This window comes from Klebsiella sp. H-Nf2, from assembly GCF_002806645.1.
GTDB lineage: Bacteria > Pseudomonadota > Gammaproteobacteria > Enterobacterales > Enterobacteriaceae > Klebsiella > Klebsiella variicola.
Genome location: NZ_PIBL01000001.1, coordinates 503,925 through 525,889, shown reverse-complemented (window position 1 = coordinate 525,889; position 21,965 = coordinate 503,925). Strand labels below are relative to the sequence as shown.

Here is a 21,965-nt window from a genome sequence, read left to right as displayed (position 1 = left end):
CTCCCAACGTCGGGGAAATAGAATTCAGGCTATCATCGCCGGTGTTACCTCTCTATTTACTCAACGGCGGAGTGACGGTAACAACGTTTTAGGTGAGAAAATGTTTCGCATTGAAAATAATTACGAGAGGCGTAAAGAAGTGCGAATTCTGGTGAAGTTTTGGCGGGTAAGCGCATTATTTTTCAGCGAATCGCTGGCAAACCAGGAATAATCTCAATGCCAGACTGATGAATTATTCGCCGGGTTCAGTACGTTCTGATACACGAATTTTGTTGCGTCGGACGTCGCTTTCTGCGGAAATAGCTAAAGCAATCAGCTGGCATTAACCGTTTGAAATCAGACGGTTTTGCCAGCGGCAGCGTCAGCCCGCCTCGCCTGATGGCAGCGGTTTGGTCTGATTAGAATTATTGTTTACTTTCAAAAACTTAAATCTCCTGCTACTGTCAATAGACATCATAGCCTCCCCAGAGAGTGATATGCGTAGAGACGTTCTGTTATTGCTGTGTTCATTTTATCTGTTACCTCTGGGCGCACATGCCGATGATAGCGGACTGAGCGCCAAAGATATTAAGACGCTGTTTTTCGGCCATGATGACCGAAAAGCGGTGAGCCACCCCGAGGAAAGCCCGTGGGATGCGATCGGCCAACTGGAAACCGCCAGCGGCAATCTGTGCACAGCGACGCTTATCTCCCCTCACCTGGCGCTGACCGCTGGCCACTGTCTGTTGACGCCTCCGCGCGGCAAACCGGACAAAGCGGTTGCTCTGCGCTTTATTTCGCGCAAGGGCGGCTGGGTATATGAAATTCACGGCATTGAAGGGCGAGTGGATCCGGCCTTAGGTAAGCGCCTGAAGGCCGATGGCGATGGCTGGATCGTGCCCTCCGCCGCGGCGCCGTCAGATTTTGGCCTGATCGTACTGCGCTATGCTCCCTCGGGCATCACGCCGATCCCACTCTTCCCGGGTAGCAAGGCCGATCTCACCGCTGCGCTGAAGGCAGCGGACCGGAAAGTGACCCAATCGGGATATCCGGAGGATCATCTGGATAATCTGTACAGCCATCAGGATTGCATCGTGACCGGCTGGGCGCAAAACAGCGTGCTGTCGCATCAGTGCGATACGCTGCCAGGTGACAGCGGGTCGCCGCTGCTGTTGAAAACGGAGGACGGCTGGCAAGTGATCGCCGTGCAAAGCTCCGCTCCCGGTCCGCAGGATCGCTGGCGGGCTGACAACCGCGCCATTTCGGTTACCGGCTTTCGCGATAAGCTGGAAGCACTGGCCGGAGAGTAATCACCCCTGCGACTGACGCCGCTGCAGCAGGTCGGCGATCGGCATCGGTTTACTGAAATAGTACCCCTGAAGCCGGTCGCAGCCGGCCCGCCGCAGCAGCGTCAGCTGTTGCGGATCCTCCACCCCTTCCGCGACCACCGTCATTCCCAGCGCGCGGGCTATCCGCACCGTCCCGCGCACCATTTCTGCCGCCTGCTCATCACGCTCCACCCGCCCGGCAAGAGATTTATCGATTTTAAGACTGTCGAAGCGAAAGCGGCGTAAATAGCCAATGCTCGAATAGCCGGTACCGAAATCGTCCAGCGCCACGGCGATGCCCTGGGCCTTCAGATTTTCTACCACCGCCAGCGAACGCTCCGGATTTTCCAGCACATAGCTCTCCGTCACCTCCACCTGCAGGCGCGACGGCGGAAAGCGGCAAGCAGCGACGGTCTTCATTACCCGGTTTTCAAAGGCCGGGTCGCGAAATTGCGCCGGCGAGATATTCACCGACAGGAGGAGATCGTCCATCGGTTGCAGATCGCTGCAGGCGCGTTGCAGGACAAACTGCCCGAGGGCATCGATCAGGCCGCTGCTCTCGGCAATACTAATAAATGCGTCCGGCGCCAGCGCCCCCTGCGGGCGTCGCGGCCAGCGCAGCAGCGCCTCCACGCCAATCATCGCCAGGGTATCGGCATCAACCACCGGCTGATACCAGACCTCAAATTCATCCTCCTCCAGCCCCTGGCGGATGCCATTCTCAATCGTCATCTGATGGCGGCGCACGGCATCCAGCGCATCGTCATACCAGGCCGTACGACCTTTGCCGCTCTTCTTGGCATGGTACATAGCGATGTCCGCCCGGCGAAACAGCTCGGTACTGGAGCATTCCGCCGGAGCGCCGCTGGCGATGCCAATGCTGGCGCCGATATAAATTTTGCGTTTGCTGAGCGTCACCGGCGCTTTCAGCAGCTCCAGCGCTGCCCAGGCGAACGCCGCCGCCCGGTCAATCGCTTTTGCGCCGCTCACCGCCATGGCGAACTCATCCCCGCCCATTCGCGCCAGCATGGCCCCCGCCGGTACCCGCGTCTGTAGGGCGCTGGCAATATGGCGGATCAGGGCGTCGCCGACATCATGACCATAGTTATCATTGACGTCCTTAAAACCATCCAGATCGATAAACACCACGCACTGAATGTCGTGTTTCCCCGTCTCGCATACCTGGCTTAACCGCAGCAGAAGCGCTCGCCGGTTAGGCAGACGGCTCAGCCAGTCAATCATGGCTATCTCCCGCGCCTGACGTTCGCCGCGCGCCAGCTTATACATGCCCAGACTGCTAAAAAGGATAAACAGCAGGATCAGGCTGGCCGCCACACCGGCGATCAGTCGCATACTGCCTGACGAGGCCTGCGCCGCTTCGGCTCCGGGCAGGCGTGGCTGCCAGGCCAGGTATCCCAGTACCTCACCCGACCGCGTTCGCAGCGGAATACGGTAGGCGCCGGGGCCCTCGGCGAGATGCAGATGGCTTATCTGGAAGGTGTCGCCCAGGCGTTCCAGCAGCTGGGGGTTGATATGCCGGGTAATCACCAGATAGCGCCGCGTCGCATCAAATACCTGAAGCCGACCTGTCGTCGGGCGTATCAGACCGATACCGACAAAGGCGATCCCGGCCTCCGTGCGGGTGATACCGGCAAAGGCGTTTTTTCCCTCACGCAATGCCTGCGCATGATAGTGGATCAGACTGGTCAGGCCAGCTCCAAGGAATGAGAGGTCGGTCCGGGGCATGACCTGGCTCTGAAAGGCGCCCCACAGGATGCGATAGTGTTCGTCCAGGACAAAGGTACCATCGTACAGATTATTGATTTTAAAGCCTGACCCCCACGAGTCGTACAGCCATTTCTGATCCAGCGAGGGCGCGTAAGTCTGCGTGACCGCATCGTCCCAGATGGCATTATCCAGAACCAGCGACAGCACCCGATTGACCGAGGTCTGCACGGCCCCTTCCACCGAGAGGACTGACCGCTGCTGGTCAATTTCATTGGATTTACTGGCAATGAGGTGTTGCGAAAGATAAAGCAGGGAAATGACCGACGCGGTGAGTCCGAGGCCGGCGAGAAAAATCATTATCGACAACGTCCTGGCGGAAGGAATTTTCCGCCAGCCGAAAGCATTGAACATGCGCAGTCCTCATCGTCACCGGACACAAACTCAGCGGGGCCGGTCTTGAGATAAGCATACTACAGAGGACCTGTTTTGCCGCCTGGCTTTGCAGGCGGCGAGACGTCAGGCGAGTTTAATTAATACCATGCCGGCCACCAGCAGGATGAGCCCCGCCCAGCCTTTGTTATTCAGGCGCTGACCAAACAGTACCCAACCGGCGGCAATGGTCGCCGCGATACCGAAGCCGCCCCACAGCGCATAGGCGACCGACAGATCGATACCTTTGACCGCCTGCGACAGGGCGCTGAATGCGCCCAGCACCGCCGCCAGGGACAGGATGCCGTAGACCTTGCGGCGGAAGCCGTCGGAAAACTTCAAAAAGACGTTGGCAATGATTTCAAGCACGATGGCGATCGCCAGCCAGGCGGCGTGGATCCACTCAAACTGCTGCATGGGCCACCTCCTGCTTTGACGACGCTTTTTTCTGGGTGCCGGATTTAATTAAGACGATCCCCACCACCAGGGTGGTCAGGCCGGCGATCTTCAGCGGCGACAGGCTTTCATCAAACAACAGCACGCTGAACACGGTAATCAGCAAAATGCCGATCCCTTCCCATAGCGCATAGGCCACACCCAGGGCAATTTTTTTAACCGCAAAGGCAAGAAAAATATATGACAGAGCAATCATGGCCAGCATTAAAATAAAGCCGGTGTGCCCGCCACTCACGCTTGCCCATTTCATCGACAAGGTGCCGGTAATTTCAGCAACAATAGCTAAAGCTAATAAAATCCAATAAAACATGATCCCTTCTCCTGCTTGAGAATATAATCCATTACCGTTTACGCGAGGCGTAAACAGGAAAATTTCTGACGTAGATTTCGCTGTGCGCTTGGCGCCAGCTCAGGCAGAGAGAAGGTGACTATAGCGCCGAATGCCAGTGCTGCTCGCCGGCAAAACGGGAAAAAGAGAGAGAGACTGCGGGGTGGTTTAAAATATACATCCTGAACTGATTGTCCATAAAATTACAATTATCCGCGGTGTTGCTTCTCGTCCGTTGCGGATGAAAATTGTCCTCAGTAGTTATACACAGGTAAATTTGTAGCATAGTGCTACATTTAATTCAAAGAATTTGCAGTTCTTTACGCCGCCGTTTTGCTTCAATGCGTTTTTTCTGCAAAAAAACGTCATTATGCTAATGTAACGCAACCTGTTAATAGGCAAGGAAGATTGAGGTCGGGACCTATGGCTAAACCCATTATTACACTTAACGGATTAAAGATGGTCATCATGCTGGGCATGCTGGTGATCATCCTTACCGGCATTCGCTTTGCGGCGGACATTATTGTCCCCTTTATTCTCGCCCTCTTTCTGGCGGTGATCATTAATCCGCTGGTACAACTGCTGGTCCGCTGCCGGGTCCCACGCGTGCTGGCGATCTCGATACTGATTGGCCTCATCGTCATGCTGGCCATTGTGCTGCTGGCCTCGCTGGGGACCTCGCTTAACGAGCTGGCGCGCACCTTACCGCAGTATCGCAACTATCTCTACGAGCCGATGCAAACCATCGCCCCCTGGCTGCAGCGCATGGGGTTCACCGTCTCGGTGGTGGAGCTGAATAAATACATCGACCCTAACGCGGTGATGACGCTGGTCACCAGCCTGCTCACTCAGCTGTCGAACGCGATGTCCTCGATTTTTCTGCTGCTGCTGACGGTGGTATTTATGCTGCTGGAGGTCCCCCAGCTTCCCGCCAAGCTGCAACAGCTGATGTCCCGTCCGGTTGAAGGGATGGGCGCCATTCAGCGCGCCATCGACAGCGTGTCGCATTATCTGGTGCTGAAAACCGCGATTAGCCTGGTGACCGGCCTGGTGGTCTGGGGCATGCTGGTGCTGCTGGACGTGCGCTTCGCCTTTATGTGGGGACTGCTGGCCTTCGCGCTCAACTATATTCCCAATATTGGCTCCGTGCTGGCGGCTATCCCGCCGATCCTGCAGGTACTGGTGTTTGGCGGGCTGTACGAGGCGCTGGTGGTCCTGGCCGGCTACCTGATCGTCAACCTGGTGTTCGGCAACATTCTGGAGCCACGGGTGATGGGACGTGGCCTGGGGCTCTCCACGCTGGTGGTGTTTCTGTCCTTGATCTTCTGGGGCTGGCTATTGGGTCCGGTCGGCATGCTGTTGTCGGTGCCACTGACGATTATCGCCAAAATTGCCCTCGAGCAGACCAGCGGCGGTCAGAGTATTGCTTTCTTATTAAGTGATGTCAGTAAAGAATAACCCCTTCCCACGGCCGGCCGTGTACCGGCCGGCTTCCTCACCTGCGCTCTCCCCGTAGACCACTACGCCTTTCGTATTATTGATCCCTATCACAAACGGTAAGACCCAATCGTTACTCTAAAGCTAACAATCAGCCGCCGTGCTTAATTGATGCGCAGCGCCACGCATCGCACACTAACTTCCACCAGGACAAACGAAACGATTTGTCGAATCAGGAGGTTAACAATGAATGCTGAACAAACGACGGCGCGGGTCTGGAACCGTCGCCGGACGGAAAAACAGCGGCGGCTGGCCGAAGCGAAGATCGCCGGCAAAGTCATCCCCACTGACCAGCTGGTCAGCGTACTGGAAAATCTGCTCGCCCCGGGCGATCGGGTGGTACTGGAAGGCAACAACCAGAAACAGGCTGATTTCCTCTCCCGCATGCTCGCCGAGGTCAATCCGCAAAAAATTCACGACCTGCATATGATTATGCCCAGCGTAGGACGCAGCGAGCATCTGGACCTGTTTGAAAAAGGCATTGCCCGTAAACTGGATTTCTCGTTCTCCGGCACCCAGAGCCTGCGCATCTCGCAGCTACTGGAAGATGGCCTGCTCGAAATCGGCGCCATCCACACCTATATCGAACTCTACTCCCGCCTGTACGTTGACCTGTCGCCAAACGTTGCGCTGATCGCCGGCTATAAAGCGGACCGTAAAGGCAACCTGTATACCGGGCCAAGTACCGAAGATACCCCGGCGCTGGTCGAAGCCGCCGCCTTCCACGACGGCATTGTGATAGCCCAGGTCAACGAACTGGTGGACGACGAATGCGATCTGCCGCGGGTCGATATTCCCGGCTCGTGGATCGATTACGTGGTGGTCGCCGATAAACCGTTCTTTATTGAGCCACTGTTCACCCGCGATCCGCGCCTGATTAAGCAAGAACACATTCTGATGGCGATGATGGCGATCAAAGGCATCTACGCGGAACACCAGGTGCAGTCGCTCAACCACGGGATTGGCTTTAATACCGCCGCCATCGAGCTGCTGCTGCCCACTTACGGCGAGCAGCTCGGCCTGAAAGGCAAAATCTGTAAACACTGGACGCTGAACCCGCATCCGACCTTAATCCCGGCCATCGAGAGCGGCTGGGTGGAGAGCGTGCACTGCTTCGGTGGCGAACTGGGGATGGAAGAGTACATCCGCGCCCGCCCGGATATCTTCTTTACCGGCCCGGATGGCTCGATGCGCTCTAACCGCGCCTTCTGCCAGCTGGCAGGTCAGTACGCGGTAGATATGTTTATCGGTTCGACCCTGCAGGTTGATGGCCTGGCGAACTCCTCCACCGTCACCCGCGGCCGCCTTTCCGGCTTCGGCGGCGCGCCGAATATGGGCCACGACCCGCACGGTCGCCGCCACGCTACCCCGGCCTGGCTCAATATGATCACTGAACCAGACCCGATGCAGCGCGGGAAAAAACTGGTGGTACAGATGGTCGAAACCTTCCAGGCCGGCGTGAAACCGACCTTCGTTGAAACCCTCGACGCGGTTGAGGTGGCGAAAGCTTCCGGCATGCCGCTGGCGCCGGTGATGATTTATGGCGATGACGTGACCCACGTGCTGACCGAAGAAGGTATCGCTTACCTGTACCGCGCGGAGAGCCTTGAAGAGCGCCGGGCGATGGTCGCCGCGGTGGCCGGGATCACCGATATTGGCCTCGGGGTGGACGCCAAACGTGTCGCCGCCCTGCGCCAGAGCGGCAAAGTGGTCTACCCGGAAGATATCGGCATTCGCCGCAGCGATGCCACCCGCTCGCTGCTGGCGGCCGGCAGCGTCGCCGACCTGGTGGAATGGTCCGACGGACTGTACAACCCACCGGCAAAATTCCGGAGCTGGTAATGAAAAATCTCTCTCCCCAACTCGCAGAAAGCCGCGTCAGCTGGCTGGCGCATACCGCCAGCGCGTGTCTGATTGACGAAGCCCGTCTGAGCCCGAAACCGGGTCTGGTCGATAGTCGCGGCAACGGCGCGCATCAGGATCTCAATCTGGACCTGATGGAACGCTCCGCCCGCAGCCTGCAGCCGACCTTTCACGCGCTGGCACAGCAAAGCTGGCAGCGTCCGGCGGATATCGCCCTGCGCGAAACCGTCGGCCGCCTCGGTCGCGAAGGTGAAGCGCAGATGATGATGGCGACGGGTGGGGTTAACACCCACCGCGGCGCCATCTGGGCGCTGGGCCTGCTGGTCAGCGCGGTGGCGATGTTGGGTGGGGAGGGTCAATCACAGGCGATCGCCGGGACCGCCGCCGCCCTCGCCCGTCTGCCTGACGGCTTCGCGCCGAAAAGCTTTAGTAAGGGGCTGCGCGCCAGCCGCCGCTGGCAGGTGCCGGGCGCACGCGAGGAAGCGCAGCGCGGATTTCCGCATGTTACCACCCTGGCGCTGCCGCAACTGCAGCAAAGCCGGGCGCGAGGCGCCAGCGAGCCGCAGGCGCGCCTCGACGCGTTGATGGCCATCATGACCTCGCTGAGCGATACCTGTGTGCTGTCGCGCGCCGGCATGAACGGCCTGCACGCTATGCAGCAAGGCGCTCGCGAGGTTCTGGCGGCGGGCGGTTGCGCCAGCGTCGCCGGTCGCGCCGCGCTGGCGCGCCTTGATGCGCAGATGCTGGCGCAAAACGCCTCGCCGGGTGGCGCGGCCGATCTCCTTGCCGCCACCCTGTTTCTCGACCGGGTTTCCGGCTAACGCATTCAGAGGATGTTATGGAACAGATTACATTGTCATTTCCTGCCAACCGCGCCCTCAGCGGCAAAGCATTGGCAGGGGTCGTAGGTTCAGGCGATATGGAAGTGCTTTATACCGCCGCACAGAGCGCCACGCTCAACGTACAGATCACCACCTCCGTGGATAACAGCCAGGCGCGCTGGCAGGCGCTGTTCGACAGGTTGAACCTGATCAACGGTCTGCCCGCCGGGCAGTTGATTATCCACGACTTCGGTGCCACGCCGGGCGTCGCCCGTATTCGTATTGAACAAGTCTTTGAGGAGGCCGCTCATGCGTAACGATCGCAGCTTTATCGAACTGCGCGCTCGCGAACGCGCCCACGCCCTGCTGGACGACGGCAGCTACCGCGAACTGCTGGATCCGTTTGAAGGCATTATGTCGCCGTGGCTCGGCGCGCAGGGCATCGTCCCGCAGTCCGACGACGGTATGGTGGTCGCCAAAGGCACTATCAACGGGCAACCTGCGGTGGTAATTGCCATCGAAGGCACCTTCCAGGGCGGCAGCATGGGCGAAGTCTCCGGCGCCAAAATGGCCGCCGCGCTGGAACTGGCGGCGGAAGATAACCGCAACGGTATCCCGACGCAGGCGGTACTGTGCCTCGAAACCGGCGGCGTACGTCTGCAGGAGGCCAACCTTGGTCTGGCCGCCATCGCCGATATTCACGCCGCGATTGTCGACCTGCGCCGCTACACCCCGGTGGTCGGCATTATCACCGGTACCGTCGGCTGCTTCGGCGGCATGTCCATCGCCGCGGCGCTGTGCAGCTACCTTATCGTCACCCGTGAAGCCCGTCTCGGCCTCAACGGCCCGCAGGTTATCGAGCAGGAAGCCGGCATTGAAGAGTACGACTCCCGTAACCGGCCGTTTATCTGGAGCATGACCGGGGGTGAAATTCGCGCCGCCAGCGGACTGGTCGACGCGCTGGTTAACGATGGCGTTAACGCCGTTAAAACCGCAATGAATGAGGCGATCGCCAAAGGCGTACCGGCCCAGCACCGCAGCGACAACTATGACGATTATCTGCGTCGCTTGAGCCAGTTCGATACCCGCCAGCAGGCGGATACCGCGCAGATTAAACAGCTTTTTGCCCGGGAGGATAAATAATGAGTCAGTTCCCAAACCGCGCCGCGCTGTGGCTGAATAAACTGGCGCCCGACGCGCCGCTGATGAGTGGTCTGTGCCCGTCGGTGCAGGTCGCAGATGGCCAAATTGATGGCGAAAGCGTCCGCTTTATCGCCGTGGTGCCTGACGCCAACAACCACTACCCGCGCGCCGCCGGCGGCGAAGTCGGCCTGCTGGAAGGCTGGACGCTGGCGAAAGTGGTCAACGAAACCATCGCTGCCGACGCCGACCAGGCTATCAAACGGCCAATCGTGGCAGTGATCGATGTACCGAGCCAGGCCTATGGCCGCCGCGAAGAAGCTTTCGGCATCCACCAGGCACTGGCCGGAGCCGCGGGCGCCTACGCCAAAGCCCGTCTTGCCGGCCACCCGGTGGTTGGTCTGATTGTCGGAAAAGCGATGTCCGGGGCGTTTCTGGCCCATGGCTACCAGGCCAACCGCCTGATCGCCTTTAACGATAGCGGCGTGCTGGTTCACGCCATGGGTAAAGAGTCGGCAGCGCGCATTACGCTGCGTACCGTAGAAGCGCTGGAGAAATTAGCGGCGACAATTCCGCCGATGGCCTACGACGTCAGCAACTATGCGACGCTCGGCCTGCTCTCCGCCCTTTTGGATATTAATAATCCGGATGCCCCTGACGACCACGATCTGTCGTTGGTCAGCAACACGCTGCGCGACGCCATCGCTGACGCGCGCAAAGATACCTCGCTGAAGTGCCGCCTGGGCGCGGAAAACCGCCGCAGCTCACAACTGGTTCGCGATCGCATGCGCGCCAGCTGGTAAGACGTTCGTACGTAAGTAGTAGAAGAAAACCTGCCGGAAGTCGTCCCCCGGGGCGCGAAACAAGTGCTCCGGGAAGGGATGGCTTTTAGAAAAAATAACAATCGCGCCAGTACTCTATTTTATTTACAGGTGATTTATGACTTATGTGATTATTCATGCTCTCGCGCCCATTTTCGTTATCATGCTGCTGGGTTTCTGGGCCGGAAAGGCCGGGATGGTAGATAACAAAAACGTCTCGCTGCTTAATATTTTTGTAATGGATTTTGCCTTACCCGCCACGCTGTTTAGCGCCACGGTACAAACGCCGTGGGCCGGTATCGTCGCCCAGTCGCCGCTGGTGCTGGTACTGACCGGCGCGATGTGGATCACCTATGCCGCGATCTACTTCCTCGCCACCAGCGTGTTCAAACGCACGCCGCAGGATGCCGCAGTGCTGACCCTCACCGTCGCCCTGCCAAACTATGCCGCGCTGGGTCTGCCGATCCTCGGCAGCGTGCTGGGTGAAGGCGCGTCAACCTCGCTGTCGGTAGCGGTCTCTATCGCCTGCGGCTCGGTACTGATGACCCCGTTCTGCCTGCTGATTCTGGAACGTGAGAAAGCCCGCGCCGCGGGTGAAAACAGCGGCTCTACGCTGGCGATGCTGCCAGTGCTGATGTGGCGGTCGGTGAAAAAACCGATCGTCTGGGGCCCGCTGCTTGGGGTGGTGCTTTCCGCTATCGGCATTAAAATGCCGGAAATGCTGCTGGCCTCCATCAAACCGCTGGGCCTGGCCGCCACCGCTGCCGCGCTGTTCCTCACCGGGGTGATCCTGTCGGCACGTAAACTGCAGCTCAATGCGCTGATCGCCACCTCCACCATCGTGAAACTGCTGGTGCAGCCGTTTATTGCCTGGGGTCTGGTAATGCTGCTGGGTCTGCACGGATCCATCGCCATTACCGCGATCCTGATGATTGCCCTGGCCGCCGGCTTCTTCGGCGTGGTCTTCGGCAACCGTTTCGGCGTCCAGTCTCCGGATGCTGAAGCCGTGCTGCTGTTGAGCTCGGTTCTGTGTATCCTGTCGCTACCGCTGTTTATCTCTTTGACTTCAGGACTGTAAACCATGTCATCAACGCCGCGTCCCCACGATTTAATCTGGTTAAACCACGCCAGCGCCCTGGAAGCTATTGCCGAGCCGTGGGTGGCTCAACAGTGGCGGGCCGCGCTGCCGGTAGTGGTGAGGCGCGACGTTGACGGCCAGGCCCGCATCCCGGTTGGGGTGCGGGGCATGAAACGCGAGCAACGTGCCGCCGGTTGGGTACAGGCGCACAATATCGTGCGCAGCGTCACCCCGGAGATGCTTGTTGATCGTGAGGTCTTACTCCATTCGCCTTTTGTTTCACAGCCGCCGGTCCAGGCGGCTATCGCCCTTACCTTGCACAACTGGCCCTGGCGCTGGGGCGTCACCGGCAGTACCGGCTACGCGCTGGCAACCGAAATCCCGGTTCTGCATGGGGCAAGTGATCTGGATCTGCTGATCCGCGCGCCGCAGCCGCTGGACCGCGAGGCATTGCTGGAATGGCAGGCCCGCGTGGCCCAACTGCCGTGCCGCGCCGATACCCAGATAGAAACACCGTATGGCGCCTTCGCCCTTAATGAGTGGCTGCGCGATGGCCGTGCGCTGCTGAAAACATCCCGCGGCGCGCGCTTAACCACGACGCCGTGGCACAGGGAGGAATGATGAAGATTTTATTTACTTTTCCCGGTCAGGGCGGCCAGCGCCCCGGCATGCTGGCGGCGATCCCCGATCGCGAGGCTATCTTCACCCAGGCGCGCGCCGTGCTGGGGGATGAAGTCGATAGCCTCGATAGCGCCGCTGCGCTAAAACACACCCGTGCGGTACAGCTCTGTCTGCTGATCGCCGGTGTCGCCTGGGCGCGTGAACTACAGCGCCAGGGCGTGGATCCGCAGATGGTCAGCGGCTTGTCAATCGGCGCCTTTCCCGCCGCGGTGATCGCCGGCGCACTCGATTTCGCCAGCGCGCTGCGGCTGGTGGCGCTCCGCGGTGATTTAATGGAACAGGCGTATCCTGAAGGTTACGGACTGACGGCGATTATGGGCCTGACCCGCCCGCGGGTTGAGGCGCTGATGCAGGGCCACGAGGTTTATCTCGCCAACCTCAACGCCGAAACGCAGATCGTGATCGCCGGGCGTGATGAAGCCATGGCCGAGGTGGCGCAACTGGCGCTGCAGGCTGGCGCCAGTAAAGCCCAACGGCTGGCGGTCAGCGTACCGTCACACTGCGCACTGCTGGATAAACCCGCCGCAGCGCTGGCAAAAGCCTTTGCCGATGTCACACTGACGCGGCCTCAGTGCGCCTATTTAAGCGGCTCGACGGCGCGCGTGCTGTGGGATCCACAGCGGATCGCTGACGATCTGGCGATGAACATGGCGCGCACCGTACATTGGCAGGAGGCGATGATCGCCGCCGATGAACGCGACGCCAGGCTGGCAATCGAGATGCCGCCCGGCGGGGTGCTCACCTGCCTGACCCGCCAGGCGGGCTGGCGCGGCGAGACCATTTCGCTGGAGCGCAGCGGCGTAGACGTCGCCCGCCATCTGGCGCAGCGGCTTATCGATTAATACTGCGGGCGTACATCCGCCCTTCCGCCGCCAGCGCCAGCAGGTCGGCATCGCGCTCGCGGTGGTGCGAATAGACGATAGAGATCAGCTGGCGCATCTGATAGGGTTCCGCCAGCTTTAATAGCTGCACATCGTTTTCGTAAACCTTCTTCATGCGCCCCGGCAACAGTGCAAACCCGACGCCTGCCTGCACCAGGCTTATCATCGAAAAGATATCATTCACCCGGGTCACAATTTCCGGCTCAAAACCGGCCACCTGAAAGGCCTCCTGAAATCCGGCATAAGTCGCAAACCCTTCCGCCAGCGAGACAAATTTACGATCGGCGTAATCGCGCAGGTCGGCGAGCTGAGTGGTATCCAGCTGTTCCGTCGCCGGCGCGGCGAGGAAGATATCATCTTCAAACAGCGGCACTACGTCGAAAGCCGAATGATTGTATTCGCCTTCATTGGTGGCGATTAAGATAGCATCCAGCGCATCGTCCTCCAGCATATCCAGCAGCATCTGGTTAGAGCCCATGGTCAGATCCAGCTCAAGCTCCGGGCGACGCAGCTTCATCCCCATAATGATGCGCGGAACGGTTTCCAGCGTCAGCGAATAGAGGGTACCGATGCGCAACCGCCCCTGACCGACGCCAGCGACTTTGCGCGTCGCCTCAAGCCCACGGCTCATCAGACTCATCACATCCTGGCAGTATTCAAGCAGCGTCCACGCCGCCTGCAGCGGCAGCAGGTTGCGCCCTTTGTGGACAAACAGCGGGCAGCCGACCCCCTCTTCGAGCGTATGCAGCGCGCGGTGCACGCTAACGCTGCTGAGCTTCATGGCTTCGGCGGTTCTGGCGATATTGCCCTTCGCCATAAACATCATAAAGACCGATAGCTTGCGGAAGGTGATCTCCTGGTTGATATCGTCTTTCATAGCCCTTCCACACTCCTGGTTATCGTTTTTCTGCAGTAATTCAAGGCAGTATAACAATAACCCTCACGTCCGTTTTGACCGCAACCGCTAATTATCGTCAATATCCCCCGCGTTGTCGGTTCGCTTACTCGCCAGCCGGGAAATCGACTTGTCTCTATGAGCTCAATTCATTAATCGACGCGCCGATGGAGCCACGCCAAAAGCAGGCTGGCGAGCGTAAAAGCGGCCATGATCCACGCCATCGTCCACGGAGTACCGTCGTGGAGCCATGCCAGCAGTAGCGAAGAGATAATGCCGCTGCCATACTGCAGCGAGCCGATCAGCGCCGAAGCGGAACCGGCATATTCACCGGCCTCATCCAGCGCCGCGGCGGTTGAGGTGGCGGCAATCACCCCATTCATTGAGAAGAACAGGAAAATACTCACCACAATCAGCGCCACGCCGCCGATATGCAGACGCACGCCGGCTGCCAGCACGACGACGGCAATCGCCGATACCGCCAGCGCCGCTTTCAACAGCGAACCTAACGCATGGCGCTGCACCAGACGACGATTGACCACGCTCATCAGCATAACCCCAACGATATTGACCGCGAACAGCCAGCCGTAGTGCTGCGGCGCAACGCCGTAATAGCGAATATAGACATCCGGCGAACCGGTGATAAAAGCGTAAGCCGCGACGTAAAAGAAAGTCAGACTGAGGGTATAACGCATAAACGTCCGGTTTTTTACCAACGCGGCGTAATTGCGAAACGCGCTAAGCGGCGATCCTTTCTGCCGACGCTCTGGCGGCAGAGTTTCCGGCAGCCAGCACAAGGCGATAAACATCAGAGCGCCAATCACCACCAGCAGCCAGAAAATGGTGTGCCAGCTGGTGAATTTAATCATCTGCCCGCCGATCAGCGGCCCGGCAATCGGCGCAATCGCCATCACGATAGTCAGCGTCGAGAGCATCTGCGCGGCGCGGGTACGAGCAAACAGATCGCGAACCATCGCCCGCGCCAGCATCGGCCCAGTGCAGGCGCCAAGCGCCTGAAACACCCGCCAGAAGACAATCTGATCGATGGTGGTCGACAGCGCGCAGCCGGCGGAGCCGATAATAAATAGCACCATGCCGATGAACAGCGGCGTGCGACGCCCCAGCCGGTCACTTATTGGCCCCCACACCAGCTGCGCCAGCGCAAAGCCAATCAGAAATCCGGTGATCGTCAGTTCGGCATCGCCGTGCAGTTGCGCGGCCATCATCGGCATGGCCGGCAGATAGATATCGGTGGAGAGCGAAGTAAAGGCCATCAGGCCGCTTAAAATCAAAATAAAAAGCGCCCCGCTGGCGGCGCGCTGATGCGATGAAGTCATTATGGTATCCGTTAAGGAGAGGAAAGCGGTGAAGTGACTGGCTATTTTAGCCGTTTCGGGGTAACGGATAATCCCCGGAAATCATAACAGGGTTATGAGCATCATTCATAAATAGCGGCAGGGAAATGTGGATGTAAAAAAGGGAAGACCGTGGTCTTCCCTTTTGTTCACTGCACGAATGTGCTTTTACAGCGCCATATCGTGCTGCGGCGAGGCGTCGCGCTGCGGTTCAGTCGGTTTGGCGGTCGCGGTTGGCGCAGCCGCTGGCATCTGGATCACCGGCGGCTTAGTCAGCTGCAGCGCCGCGGCGGTGTCATCCCATACCTGCTGGGTCAGCGCCACGTTACCGTTCAGCTTCTGACCGTAGCTCGGTACGATAGCGTGAATACGGCTCTGCCACTCCGGCGAGTTAAACTGCTGCGGGAACATCTGCTTGAGTACGTTCAGGGTGATCGGCGCGGCGGTGGAAGCCCCCGGCGACGCGCCGAGCAGCGCAGAAATCGTTTTCTGCTGATCGACCACCACTTCGGTACCCAGCTTCAGAACGCCGCCCTTCTCCGCGTCTTTCTTAATGATCTGCACGCGCTGGCCGGCCTGGATCAGCTTCCAGTCTTCTTTACGCGCGTCCGGGTAGTACTCTTTCAGCGCAGCGAAACGGTCATCATCACTGAGCATCACCTGGCTGACGAGATATTTCACCAGATCGAAGTTGTCGAGACCGACGTGGGTCATCGGCAGCACGTTATCGGTGGTGGTGGTGCTGAGCAGGTCAAAGAACGAACCATTTTTCAGGAACTTGGTCGAGAAGGTGGCGAATGGCCCGAACAGCACCACGCGCTTACCGTCGAGGTAACGAGCGTCAAGGTGCGGCACCGACATCGGCGGCGCGCCGACCGAAGCCTGACCGTAGACTTTCTCCAGATGCTGCGCGGTGACCGCCGGGTTCTCGGTCATCAGGAACGAGCCGCCCACCGGGAAACCGGCATAGTTATCCGCTTCCGGAATACCGGTTTTCTGCAGCAGCTTCAGCGCGCCGCCGCCGGCGCCGATAAAGACGTATTTGGCGTCAATAGTCTGCGCTTCCCCGCTCTGCACGTTCTTAATCGTCACGTGCCAGGAGTTGTCGGCATTGCGTTTGAAATCGGTCACCTCGGAGGAGGTTTGCAGGGTGAAGTGGTTATTTTTCTTCAGGCTGCCGATCAGCTGGCGGGTAATTTCGCCATAGTTGACATCGGTACCCACCGGCGTCCAGGTGGCGGCCACTTTCTGCTGCGGATCGCGACCTTCCATCACCAGCGGCGCCCACTGTTTAATTTGCGCGTGATCGGTGGAGAATTTCATTCCCTGGAATAAGGTGGTCTGCTGCAGCGCGTTATAACGTTTTTGCAGGTAATCGACATTATCGCCCCACACGAAACTCATATGCGGTGTGGAGTTAATAAAGGAGTGCGGGTCGTGCAAAATACCGCGCTTCACCTGTGACGACCAGAACTGACGGGAAATCATAAACTGTTCGTTAATATCCAGCGCTTTGCTGACGTCAATCGACCCGTCCGCCCGCTCCGGGGTATAGTTCAGCTCCATATTCGCTGAGTGGCCGGTACCAGCGTTATTCCAGCCATTGGAAGATTCCAGGGCCACGCCGTCCAGTTTCTCCACCATGGTCAGGTTCCAGTCCGGCTGCAGCGCCTGCAGCCAGGTGCCGAGCGAGGCGCTCATGATCCCGCCGCCAATCAGCAGGAAGTCGGTTTTTTTAGAGGTATCCGCTTCAGCATGCGTCGCCGCGCTGACGAACATCGCTAATGCGGTAAAGGAAATAATCGTTTTTTTCATTGCAGGCATAATAGAATTATCACGTAGCACACGGTAATAAGAGGCAGCATATTAACGCACTTTTACTTTATTTTAAAATATCATTTACACTCTGGCATTTTTAATCAAATAATTATTTAACTTAAAAAAGTAAAGCGAGGCATCAAAATGACACCTGGTGAAAAATAAGATCGAAAATTCAGCCTGATTGCTGAGAAAAATAAAAAAGAGAGATTTTTTTAGTTAATAAAGTCCAGGCGCGTACGACAATCGCGCGCGCCTGGCAGAGGGGTTAATGGGCGGGAGTGGCCGTGCTGCTGCGCTGTGCTTCGCGCAGGGCGAGACGCAGATGATCGTGATGTTCCCTCAGCAGCTCGCGCGCGTGCCAGGCATCCAGCCCGCTGAGCAGCATCAGGATCGCGGTGCGGCAGTGCTGATGGCAGCTGGCCAGTGCCGCTTTTGCTTCACTGCGCGTGCAGTCGGTGGCCGCCATGACAATCGCTATCTGCCGCTCCGCCCAGTGCGAATTGTCAGCCTGCACGTCCACCCGCAGATTGCTGTACACCCGACCGTCACGGATGGCGAGCCCGGTCGTCAGCATGTTGACGATCTGCCGCTGGGCCAGTTGAGCCTTCGGGTTGGCTAAGCCCGACACTGCCTCCGGCCCGGTCTGTGGGGCAATAATGATATCCGCCAGTTGCGCCGCCTCGCTGGCCGCCTGCTGAGTGACGACAGCGATAGGGGCCCCCAGCGACCAGGCGTGGCGCATAGCGCCCCACACCCACGGCGTCTTGCCGCTGACGGTCAACGCCAGCAGCATATCGTGGTTGGAAAAGTCCAGCGACTGCAGTTCAAAGGCGCCCAGGTCATAATGGTTTGCCGCGGTTTCCCGCTCGGCCATCGCCGCCGTCTGCCCACCGGCAATCAGTCCCACCAGCGCGTGTTTGCCTTCCGGCGAATAGTCACTGACCGCCTCGATGGCCGTCCGGCCTGACGCCCCGGCGCCGATAATGACCAGGCGCCCTCCCCGGCCCATCGCCGCGGTGGCGACATCAATCAGCCGGGCGATGTCCGGCAGGCAGGCGCCGACCGCCTCCGATATCTGCTTATCATCCTGATGCAGCATCGCCAGCATGTCGGCCGTGGCGAGACGATCGATGTGAGTGGTATCCGGGTGACGGCGGGCCTGCATTGCAGCGGTTAGCGAACTGTTCATAACAACCTCCATTTACAACAGAAAAAGCGCATCTCGGCGTAATCAGCGGCCTGATGCATATCCTTATATTCATCATGCCTATTTAATCTCTGTCGCCACTATACGGGCATTCTTCCGCACTTTACCGCCGTCGGGGTCACAGTTTACTGTCCCAACTGCCCCGTCAGGGGGCGATTGCCGGTTATCTGAGCAATCCTGTCTTACGCGTCATCTTCGCCGCCCGCCGGCATGGCCAGCCAGAAGGATTGCTGACCGGGCATGTGAAACGGTTTACGCATCGGCTAGATCGCCTCGATTTGCTTTGATTACACGGCTTTATGAAAACCGTCCTATCGGCGATAATATGCCTTCACTGAATCTATCCGGGATCGTCATGAAGGCATCAGAGCAGCAGCCTCGCGTTCGTCAACGCACCTTACCGTTAAAGCTGAGCACCGCCGTATCCTTGATGATTGGCAGCGTCATCGGCGCCGTGCTCCTGCTGGTCTATGCCCTGTGGTATATGCAGATAAGCAATGCCACCCGCGACGGTTTGAAAGAGACCGCGCTGGCGGTGGCGCGCACCATGGCTGATATGCCGCAGGTGAAGCGCGGACTGGAGGCGCCCCCGCAGCAGCAGATCATTCAGCCGCTGGCGCAGGCTATCACCCGGCGCAACGACCTGCTGTACGCTATCGTCACCGATATGCACGGTATTCGCTATTCGCATCCGGATACCTCCATCATCGGTAAGCGGTTTATCGGCCGGGATATCCTGCCCACGCTGCAGGGAAAAGAGAACGTTGCCATTAACCACGGCGTGCTGGCCCCGGCGCTGCGGGTGTTCACCCCGGTGTTCAACGACCAGCGCCAGCAAATTGGCGTGGTGGTGGTCGGCATTTCGCTGAGTAAAGTGGACGAACAGATCGCCAACAGCCGCTGGGACGTGCTGCTGACCATCCTGTTCAGTGCGCTGGTCTGCGCGCTGGGCACCTGGAGCCTGGTGCGGGGCCTGAAGCGCGTCCTGCTGGGGCTGGAGCCGCAGGAGATTTCCACCCAGTTTCAACAGCGTCAGGCCATGCTTCACGCCCTGAAGGAGGGCGTCGTTGCCGTCGATGCCCACGGCGAAGTCAATTTGATCAACCCGGCGGCGCAGGAGATCCTCTTTTCCGGGCCGGACAAAACCCTGGCCCACACGCCGCTGCTCGCCGACCTGCAGACCGTCTTGCAGAGCGGCGAGCCGATGTACGACCGCGAGCTGGGGTGCAATGGCCTGTTGCTGATCGGCAATACGGTGCCCATTCGCAGCCAGGAAGCGGTAGTCGGCGCCATCTGTACCTTCCGCGATAAGACCGAGGTGAGCCAGCTGCTGCAGCGGCTGGATGGCATGATGAGCTATGTGGATGCCCTGCGCACCACCTCCCATGAATTTATGAATAAACTGCACGTGATCCTCGGCCTGCTGAATATGAAAAGCTATGGCAAACTCGAGGAATACGTGCTGCAGACCGCCCACCGCTATCAGGCGGACATCGGCGACATTCAGCACCGCATTAAATCCCCGGTGGTGGCCGGCTTCCTGATAAGTAAAATTCAGCGCGCTACCGAGTGCGGCTTTACGCTAACGCTGGCGGAAGAGAGCCTGGTGCCGGATTGCCCGAATGAGAAGCAGGTCACGGTGCTGGTGACAGTGCTGGGCAATCTTATCGAGAACGCGCTGGACGCCATGAGCGGCCAGGCGGAGGGTGAGATCGGCCTGCTGCTGCACTACCAGGACGGCTGGCTAAGCGGTGAAGTGAGCGATGACGGACCGGGGATCCCGGAAAATAATATCGACGCTATCTTTAACAAAGGCTTCTCCACCAAAGGCGAGAATCGTGGCGTCGGGCTGTTTCTCGCCAACCAGCAGCTGCGCGAACTGGGCGGCACCCTCGCCGTCGAGTCGGAACCCGGCGTATTTACCCAATTTTTTGTTCATCTCCCCTGGGATAGTAAAAGGAAACATGCGTGATAAATGTGTTGATTGTTGACGATGATGCGATGGTGGCCGAACTGAATCGCCTGTACGTGGCAAGAGTTCCCGGCTTTCGTTGCAGCGGGAGCGCTTCGACGCTCAGTCAGGCCCAGGAGATGATTAACGATAAGCAGCGGGAGATCGATCTGGTGCTGCTGGATGTCTACATGCAACAGGACAGCGGGCTGGATCTACTACCGACCATCCGCGAGTCGGGGCGCGCTATCGATGTCATCATGATTACCTCAGCGGCAGACGCCGCCACGGTGCAGACCGCGATGCATTACGGGGTGGTTGATTACCTGATCAAACCTTTCCAGTTTCCGCGCTTTGAAGAGGCGCTCACCACCTGGCGGGAGAAGCGTAAACTGATGACCGGCCAGCCGTATTACGAACAGGCCGACGTCGACCGTCTGCTGCACGGCGGCGCGCCGGAGGCCAGCGACGCGCGCAAGCTGCCCAAGGGGCTAACCGCGCAAACGCTGCGTACGCTCTGCCAGTGGATTGACGCCCATCCGGACGTCGAATTTTCTACCGATGAGCTGGCGGCGGCAGTGAATATCTCCCGCGTCTCGTGCCGCAAGTATCTGATTTGGCTGGCGCAGATCAATATCCTCTACACCACTATCCACTACGGCGCTACCGGGCGACCGGTCTATCGCTACCGCCTGGTCGCCGAACAGTACAGTTTGCTTAAGCAGTACAGTCAATAACCTGATAGCCGCTGTCCAGCGGCGAAAAACGCAGCCGCTGCGGCGATGAGAGGATGATGTCGCGATTTTTGGTGACGAAAATCGCGTCGATATCCTCACGCTGACGCAGCGCTGCGCAGCCCTTCTCTACGCCGAGGCCGAACAGCAGCGTAGTCCAGATATCGCCGTCTAAGGAATCCGTGGAAATCACCGTCACGCTGTCGAGTTCGTTATCCAGCGGATAACCGCTGCGCGGGTCGAGAATATGGTGCCAGCGTTTGCCGTCCTGCTCAAAATAACGTTCATAGGTTCCGGAAGTGACCACCGACTGCCCGTTGATCGTCAGGGAGCCAATCAGCGCCTGCGCGTCGGCAAACGGTTTTTTCAGGCCAATGGTCCATTCGCCGAGGGTATGCACATTGCCGCCGAGGTTAATCAGCGCCTTCGCCACCTGCTGCTGACGCAAATAATCGCGCACGCGGTCAGCGATATAGCCTTTGGCGATCGCCCCAAGATCCAACTCCATCCCCGGCTGCTGGAGAAACACGCTACAGGTAGTCTCATCGAGGATCACCTCCTGTGGGCGGGTCAGCGCCAGTCGGGCTCTGATATCAGCCGCGTCAGGCACGCTGTGCCCGTGAAAGCCAATTCGCCACAGCTTCACCAGCGGGCCGATGGCAAGATTAAAGGCGCTGTCGCGCACCATGCTGGCGGCTTTGGCGCACTGAATCAGCTGAAAGACCGGGCGACTGACCGTGACCGGATGGCGTCCGGCGGCATGGTTGATATCCATCACCTGCGACTCGGCACGGTTAACGGTAAGCAGATCTTCGTAGCGTTTAATTAACTGAAATACGCGGGAGGCCAGCGCCTCATCGTGGGAATAAAGTTTGAGCAGAATGGGGGACCCCATCAGGACGGCGGAGTAGCTATAGACACGGTTATCGGACATCGGGCTCTCCTTCAGAAGGGATAAGCCGGGCGGCGAAA

Annotated in this window: 21 protein-coding genes; 13 read left to right on the top strand and 8 right to left on the bottom strand. The window is 58.9% G+C overall.

Going from position 1 to position 21,965, the window contains the following annotated elements; genetic code table 11:
- The first annotated feature begins 476 nt into the window (after positions 1-476).
- Positions 477-1,289, top strand: coding sequence for a trypsin-like serine peptidase (locus tag CWM58_RS02585; protein ID WP_012968314.1), 813 nt, complete (start codon positions 477-479; stop codon positions 1,287-1,289).
- On the opposite strand, the gene CWM58_RS02580 is transcribed toward CWM58_RS02585, so the two are convergent.
- On the bottom strand, positions 1,290-3,446 hold the full coding sequence (locus CWM58_RS02580) for a putative bifunctional diguanylate cyclase/phosphodiesterase (protein WP_100680146.1): 2,157 nt from the start codon (positions 3,444-3,446) through the stop codon (positions 1,290-1,292).
- Here CWM58_RS02580 and CWM58_RS29510 point away from each other — a divergent pair.
- Complete coding sequence (locus CWM58_RS29510; protein WP_407028635.1) at positions 3,406-3,495, top strand: ArsR family transcriptional regulator; 90 nt, start codon at positions 3,406-3,408, stop codon at positions 3,493-3,495. The genes CWM58_RS02580 and CWM58_RS29510 overlap by 41 nt on opposite strands.
- A 56-nt stretch (positions 3,496-3,551) precedes the next feature.
- Here the strand turns inward: CWM58_RS29510 and kpnF are convergent, their stop codons facing one another.
- Positions 3,552-3,881 (bottom strand): multidrug efflux SMR transporter subunit KpnF, encoded by a 330-nt coding sequence (gene kpnF / locus CWM58_RS02575; protein ID WP_061154707.1) that lies wholly within the window; start codon positions 3,879-3,881, stop codon positions 3,552-3,554.
- Positions 3,868-4,230 carry a multidrug efflux SMR transporter subunit KpnE gene (gene kpnE, locus CWM58_RS02570; protein WP_008805029.1) on the bottom strand — a complete coding sequence of 121 codons (363 nt, stop codon included), beginning with the start codon at positions 4,228-4,230 and terminating at the stop codon, positions 3,868-3,870. The genes kpnF and kpnE overlap by 14 nt, the downstream gene beginning before the upstream one ends.
- A 441-nt stretch (positions 4,231-4,671) precedes the next feature.
- Between kpnE and CWM58_RS02565 the strand changes: the two genes are divergently transcribed.
- The 9 genes from CWM58_RS02565 to mdcH all read left to right on the top strand — a co-directional run bounded on the left by CWM58_RS02565 (position 4,672) and on the right by mdcH (position 12,991).
- Complete coding sequence (locus CWM58_RS02565) at positions 4,672-5,706, top strand: AI-2E family transporter (protein ID WP_100680145.1); 1,035 nt, start codon at positions 4,672-4,674, stop codon at positions 5,704-5,706.
- A 225-nt stretch (positions 5,707-5,931) separates the two neighbouring features.
- A complete protein-coding gene (mdcA, locus tag CWM58_RS02560) occupies positions 5,932-7,587 on the top strand; it encodes a malonate decarboxylase subunit alpha (RefSeq protein ID WP_100680144.1) in 1,656 nt (551 codons plus the stop codon).
- Positions 7,587-8,429, top strand: coding sequence for a triphosphoribosyl-dephospho-CoA synthase (locus tag CWM58_RS02555; RefSeq protein WP_100680143.1), 843 nt, complete (start codon positions 7,587-7,589; stop codon positions 8,427-8,429). The genes mdcA and CWM58_RS02555 overlap by 1 nt, the downstream gene beginning before the upstream one ends.
- 17 nt (positions 8,430-8,446) lie before the next feature.
- The gene (gene mdcC, locus CWM58_RS02550) at positions 8,447-8,746 is read left to right on the top strand and encodes a malonate decarboxylase acyl carrier protein (protein ID WP_012541865.1); all 300 of its coding nucleotides are present in this window, start codon (positions 8,447-8,449) and stop codon (positions 8,744-8,746) included.
- On the top strand, positions 8,739-9,572 hold the full coding sequence (locus CWM58_RS02545; protein WP_012541866.1) for a biotin-independent malonate decarboxylase subunit beta: 834 nt from the start codon (positions 8,739-8,741) through the stop codon (positions 9,570-9,572). The genes mdcC and CWM58_RS02545 overlap by 8 nt, the downstream gene beginning before the upstream one ends.
- Entirely contained in the window at positions 9,572-10,372 is an 801-nt protein-coding gene (gene mdcE, locus CWM58_RS02540; RefSeq protein WP_061154710.1) for a biotin-independent malonate decarboxylase subunit gamma, read from the top strand. The genes CWM58_RS02545 and mdcE overlap by 1 nt, the downstream gene beginning before the upstream one ends.
- A 136-nt stretch (positions 10,373-10,508) precedes the next feature.
- Positions 10,509-11,468, top strand: coding sequence for an AEC family transporter (locus tag CWM58_RS02535; RefSeq protein WP_012541868.1), 960 nt, complete (start codon positions 10,509-10,511; stop codon positions 11,466-11,468).
- Between the two features lie 3 nt (positions 11,469-11,471).
- Positions 11,472-12,089 carry a malonate decarboxylase holo-ACP synthase gene (locus tag CWM58_RS02530; protein ID WP_100680142.1) on the top strand — a complete coding sequence of 206 codons (618 nt, stop codon included), beginning with the start codon at positions 11,472-11,474 and terminating at the stop codon, positions 12,087-12,089.
- Complete coding sequence (mdcH, locus tag CWM58_RS02525) at positions 12,089-12,991, top strand: malonate decarboxylase subunit epsilon (protein WP_100680141.1); 903 nt, start codon at positions 12,089-12,091, stop codon at positions 12,989-12,991. The genes CWM58_RS02530 and mdcH overlap by 1 nt, the downstream gene beginning before the upstream one ends.
- Here the strand turns inward: mdcH and CWM58_RS02520 are convergent.
- The 4 genes from CWM58_RS02520 to CWM58_RS02505 form a co-directional block, all read right to left on the bottom strand.
- Positions 12,981-13,907 carry a LysR substrate-binding domain-containing protein gene (locus tag CWM58_RS02520; RefSeq protein WP_072045575.1) on the bottom strand — a complete coding sequence of 309 codons (927 nt, stop codon included), beginning with the start codon at positions 13,905-13,907 and terminating at the stop codon, positions 12,981-12,983. The two genes, mdcH and CWM58_RS02520, sit on opposite strands and share 11 nt — an antisense overlap.
- Positions 13,908-14,077: 170 nt before the next feature.
- Positions 14,078-15,262 (bottom strand): multidrug effflux MFS transporter, encoded by a 1,185-nt coding sequence (locus CWM58_RS02515; protein ID WP_100680140.1) that lies wholly within the window; start codon positions 15,260-15,262, stop codon positions 14,078-14,080.
- A gap of 186 nt (positions 15,263-15,448) precedes the next feature.
- A complete protein-coding gene (gene mqo, locus CWM58_RS02510; RefSeq protein WP_264755269.1) occupies positions 15,449-17,059 on the bottom strand; it encodes a malate dehydrogenase (quinone) in 1,611 nt (536 codons plus the stop codon).
- Positions 17,060-17,366: 307 nt separating this feature from the next.
- Entirely contained in the window at positions 17,367-18,290 is a 924-nt protein-coding gene (locus CWM58_RS02505; RefSeq protein WP_100680138.1) for an N-acetylmuramic acid 6-phosphate etherase, read from the bottom strand.
- 373 nt (positions 18,291-18,663) lie between these two features.
- Here CWM58_RS02505 and CWM58_RS02500 point away from each other — a divergent pair, with 373 nt between their 5' ends.
- Positions 18,664-20,280, top strand: a complete 1,617-nt coding sequence (locus tag CWM58_RS02500) for a sensor histidine kinase (protein WP_100680137.1) — start codon at positions 18,664-18,666, stop codon at positions 20,278-20,280.
- Positions 20,277-20,996, top strand: a complete 720-nt coding sequence (dcuR, locus tag CWM58_RS02495; RefSeq protein WP_008805043.1) for a two-component system response regulator DcuR — start codon at positions 20,277-20,279, stop codon at positions 20,994-20,996. Before CWM58_RS02500 ends, dcuR begins: the two co-directional genes overlap by 4 nt.
- Here dcuR and CWM58_RS02490 read toward each other — a convergent pair.
- Positions 20,977-21,927, bottom strand: a complete 951-nt coding sequence (locus CWM58_RS02490) for an FAD:protein FMN transferase (RefSeq protein ID WP_032730263.1) — start codon at positions 21,925-21,927, stop codon at positions 20,977-20,979. The genes dcuR and CWM58_RS02490 overlap by 20 nt on opposite strands.
- Between the last annotated feature and the right edge of the window lie 38 nt (positions 21,928-21,965).

What these genes read in the sequence shown, in the direction of transcription:
- mqo (WP_264755269.1), bottom strand. Translation starts at nt 17,059, where the DNA reads ATGTTCGTCAGCGCGGCGACGCATGCTGAAGCGGATACCTCTAAAAAA.
- mdcE (WP_061154710.1), top strand. Translation starts at nt 9,572, where the DNA reads ATGAGTCAGTTCCCAAACCGCGCCGCGCTGTGGCTGAATAAACTGGCG.
- CWM58_RS02585 (WP_012968314.1), top strand. Translation starts at nt 477, where the DNA reads ATGCGTAGAGACGTTCTGTTATTGCTGTGTTCATTTTATCTGTTACCT.
- CWM58_RS02530 (WP_100680142.1), top strand. Translation starts at nt 11,472, where the DNA reads ATGTCATCAACGCCGCGTCCCCACGATTTAATCTGGTTAAACCACGCC.
- CWM58_RS02545 (WP_012541866.1), top strand. Translation starts at nt 8,739, where the DNA reads ATGCGTAACGATCGCAGCTTTATCGAACTGCGCGCTCGCGAACGCGCC.
- mdcH (WP_100680141.1), top strand. Translation starts at nt 12,089, where the DNA reads ATGAAGATTTTATTTACTTTTCCCGGTCAGGGCGGCCAGCGCCCCGGC.
- kpnF (WP_061154707.1), bottom strand. Translation starts at nt 3,881, where the DNA reads ATGCAGCAGTTTGAGTGGATCCACGCCGCCTGGCTGGCGATCGCCATC.
- mdcA (WP_100680144.1), top strand. Translation starts at nt 5,932, where the DNA reads ATGAATGCTGAACAAACGACGGCGCGGGTCTGGAACCGTCGCCGGACG.
- CWM58_RS02520 (WP_072045575.1), bottom strand. Translation starts at nt 13,907, where the DNA reads ATGAAAGACGATATCAACCAGGAGATCACCTTCCGCAAGCTATCGGTC.
- CWM58_RS02555 (WP_100680143.1), top strand. Translation starts at nt 7,587, where the DNA reads ATGAAAAATCTCTCTCCCCAACTCGCAGAAAGCCGCGTCAGCTGGCTG.
- kpnE (WP_008805029.1), bottom strand. Translation starts at nt 4,230, where the DNA reads ATGTTTTATTGGATTTTATTAGCTTTAGCTATTGTTGCTGAAATTACC.
- mdcC (WP_012541865.1), top strand. Translation starts at nt 8,447, where the DNA reads ATGGAACAGATTACATTGTCATTTCCTGCCAACCGCGCCCTCAGCGGC.
- CWM58_RS02580 (WP_100680146.1), bottom strand. Translation starts at nt 3,446, where the DNA reads ATGTTCAATGCTTTCGGCTGGCGGAAAATTCCTTCCGCCAGGACGTTG.
- CWM58_RS02490 (WP_032730263.1), bottom strand. Translation starts at nt 21,927, where the DNA reads ATGTCCGATAACCGTGTCTATAGCTACTCCGCCGTCCTGATGGGGTCC.
- CWM58_RS02505 (WP_100680138.1), bottom strand. Translation starts at nt 18,290, where the DNA reads ATGAACAGTTCGCTAACCGCTGCAATGCAGGCCCGCCGTCACCCGGAT.
- CWM58_RS02565 (WP_100680145.1), top strand. Translation starts at nt 4,672, where the DNA reads ATGGCTAAACCCATTATTACACTTAACGGATTAAAGATGGTCATCATG.
- CWM58_RS02500 (WP_100680137.1), top strand. Translation starts at nt 18,664, where the DNA reads ATGAAGGCATCAGAGCAGCAGCCTCGCGTTCGTCAACGCACCTTACCG.
- CWM58_RS02515 (WP_100680140.1), bottom strand. Translation starts at nt 15,262, where the DNA reads ATGACTTCATCGCATCAGCGCGCCGCCAGCGGGGCGCTTTTTATTTTG.
- CWM58_RS02535 (WP_012541868.1), top strand. Translation starts at nt 10,509, where the DNA reads ATGACTTATGTGATTATTCATGCTCTCGCGCCCATTTTCGTTATCATG.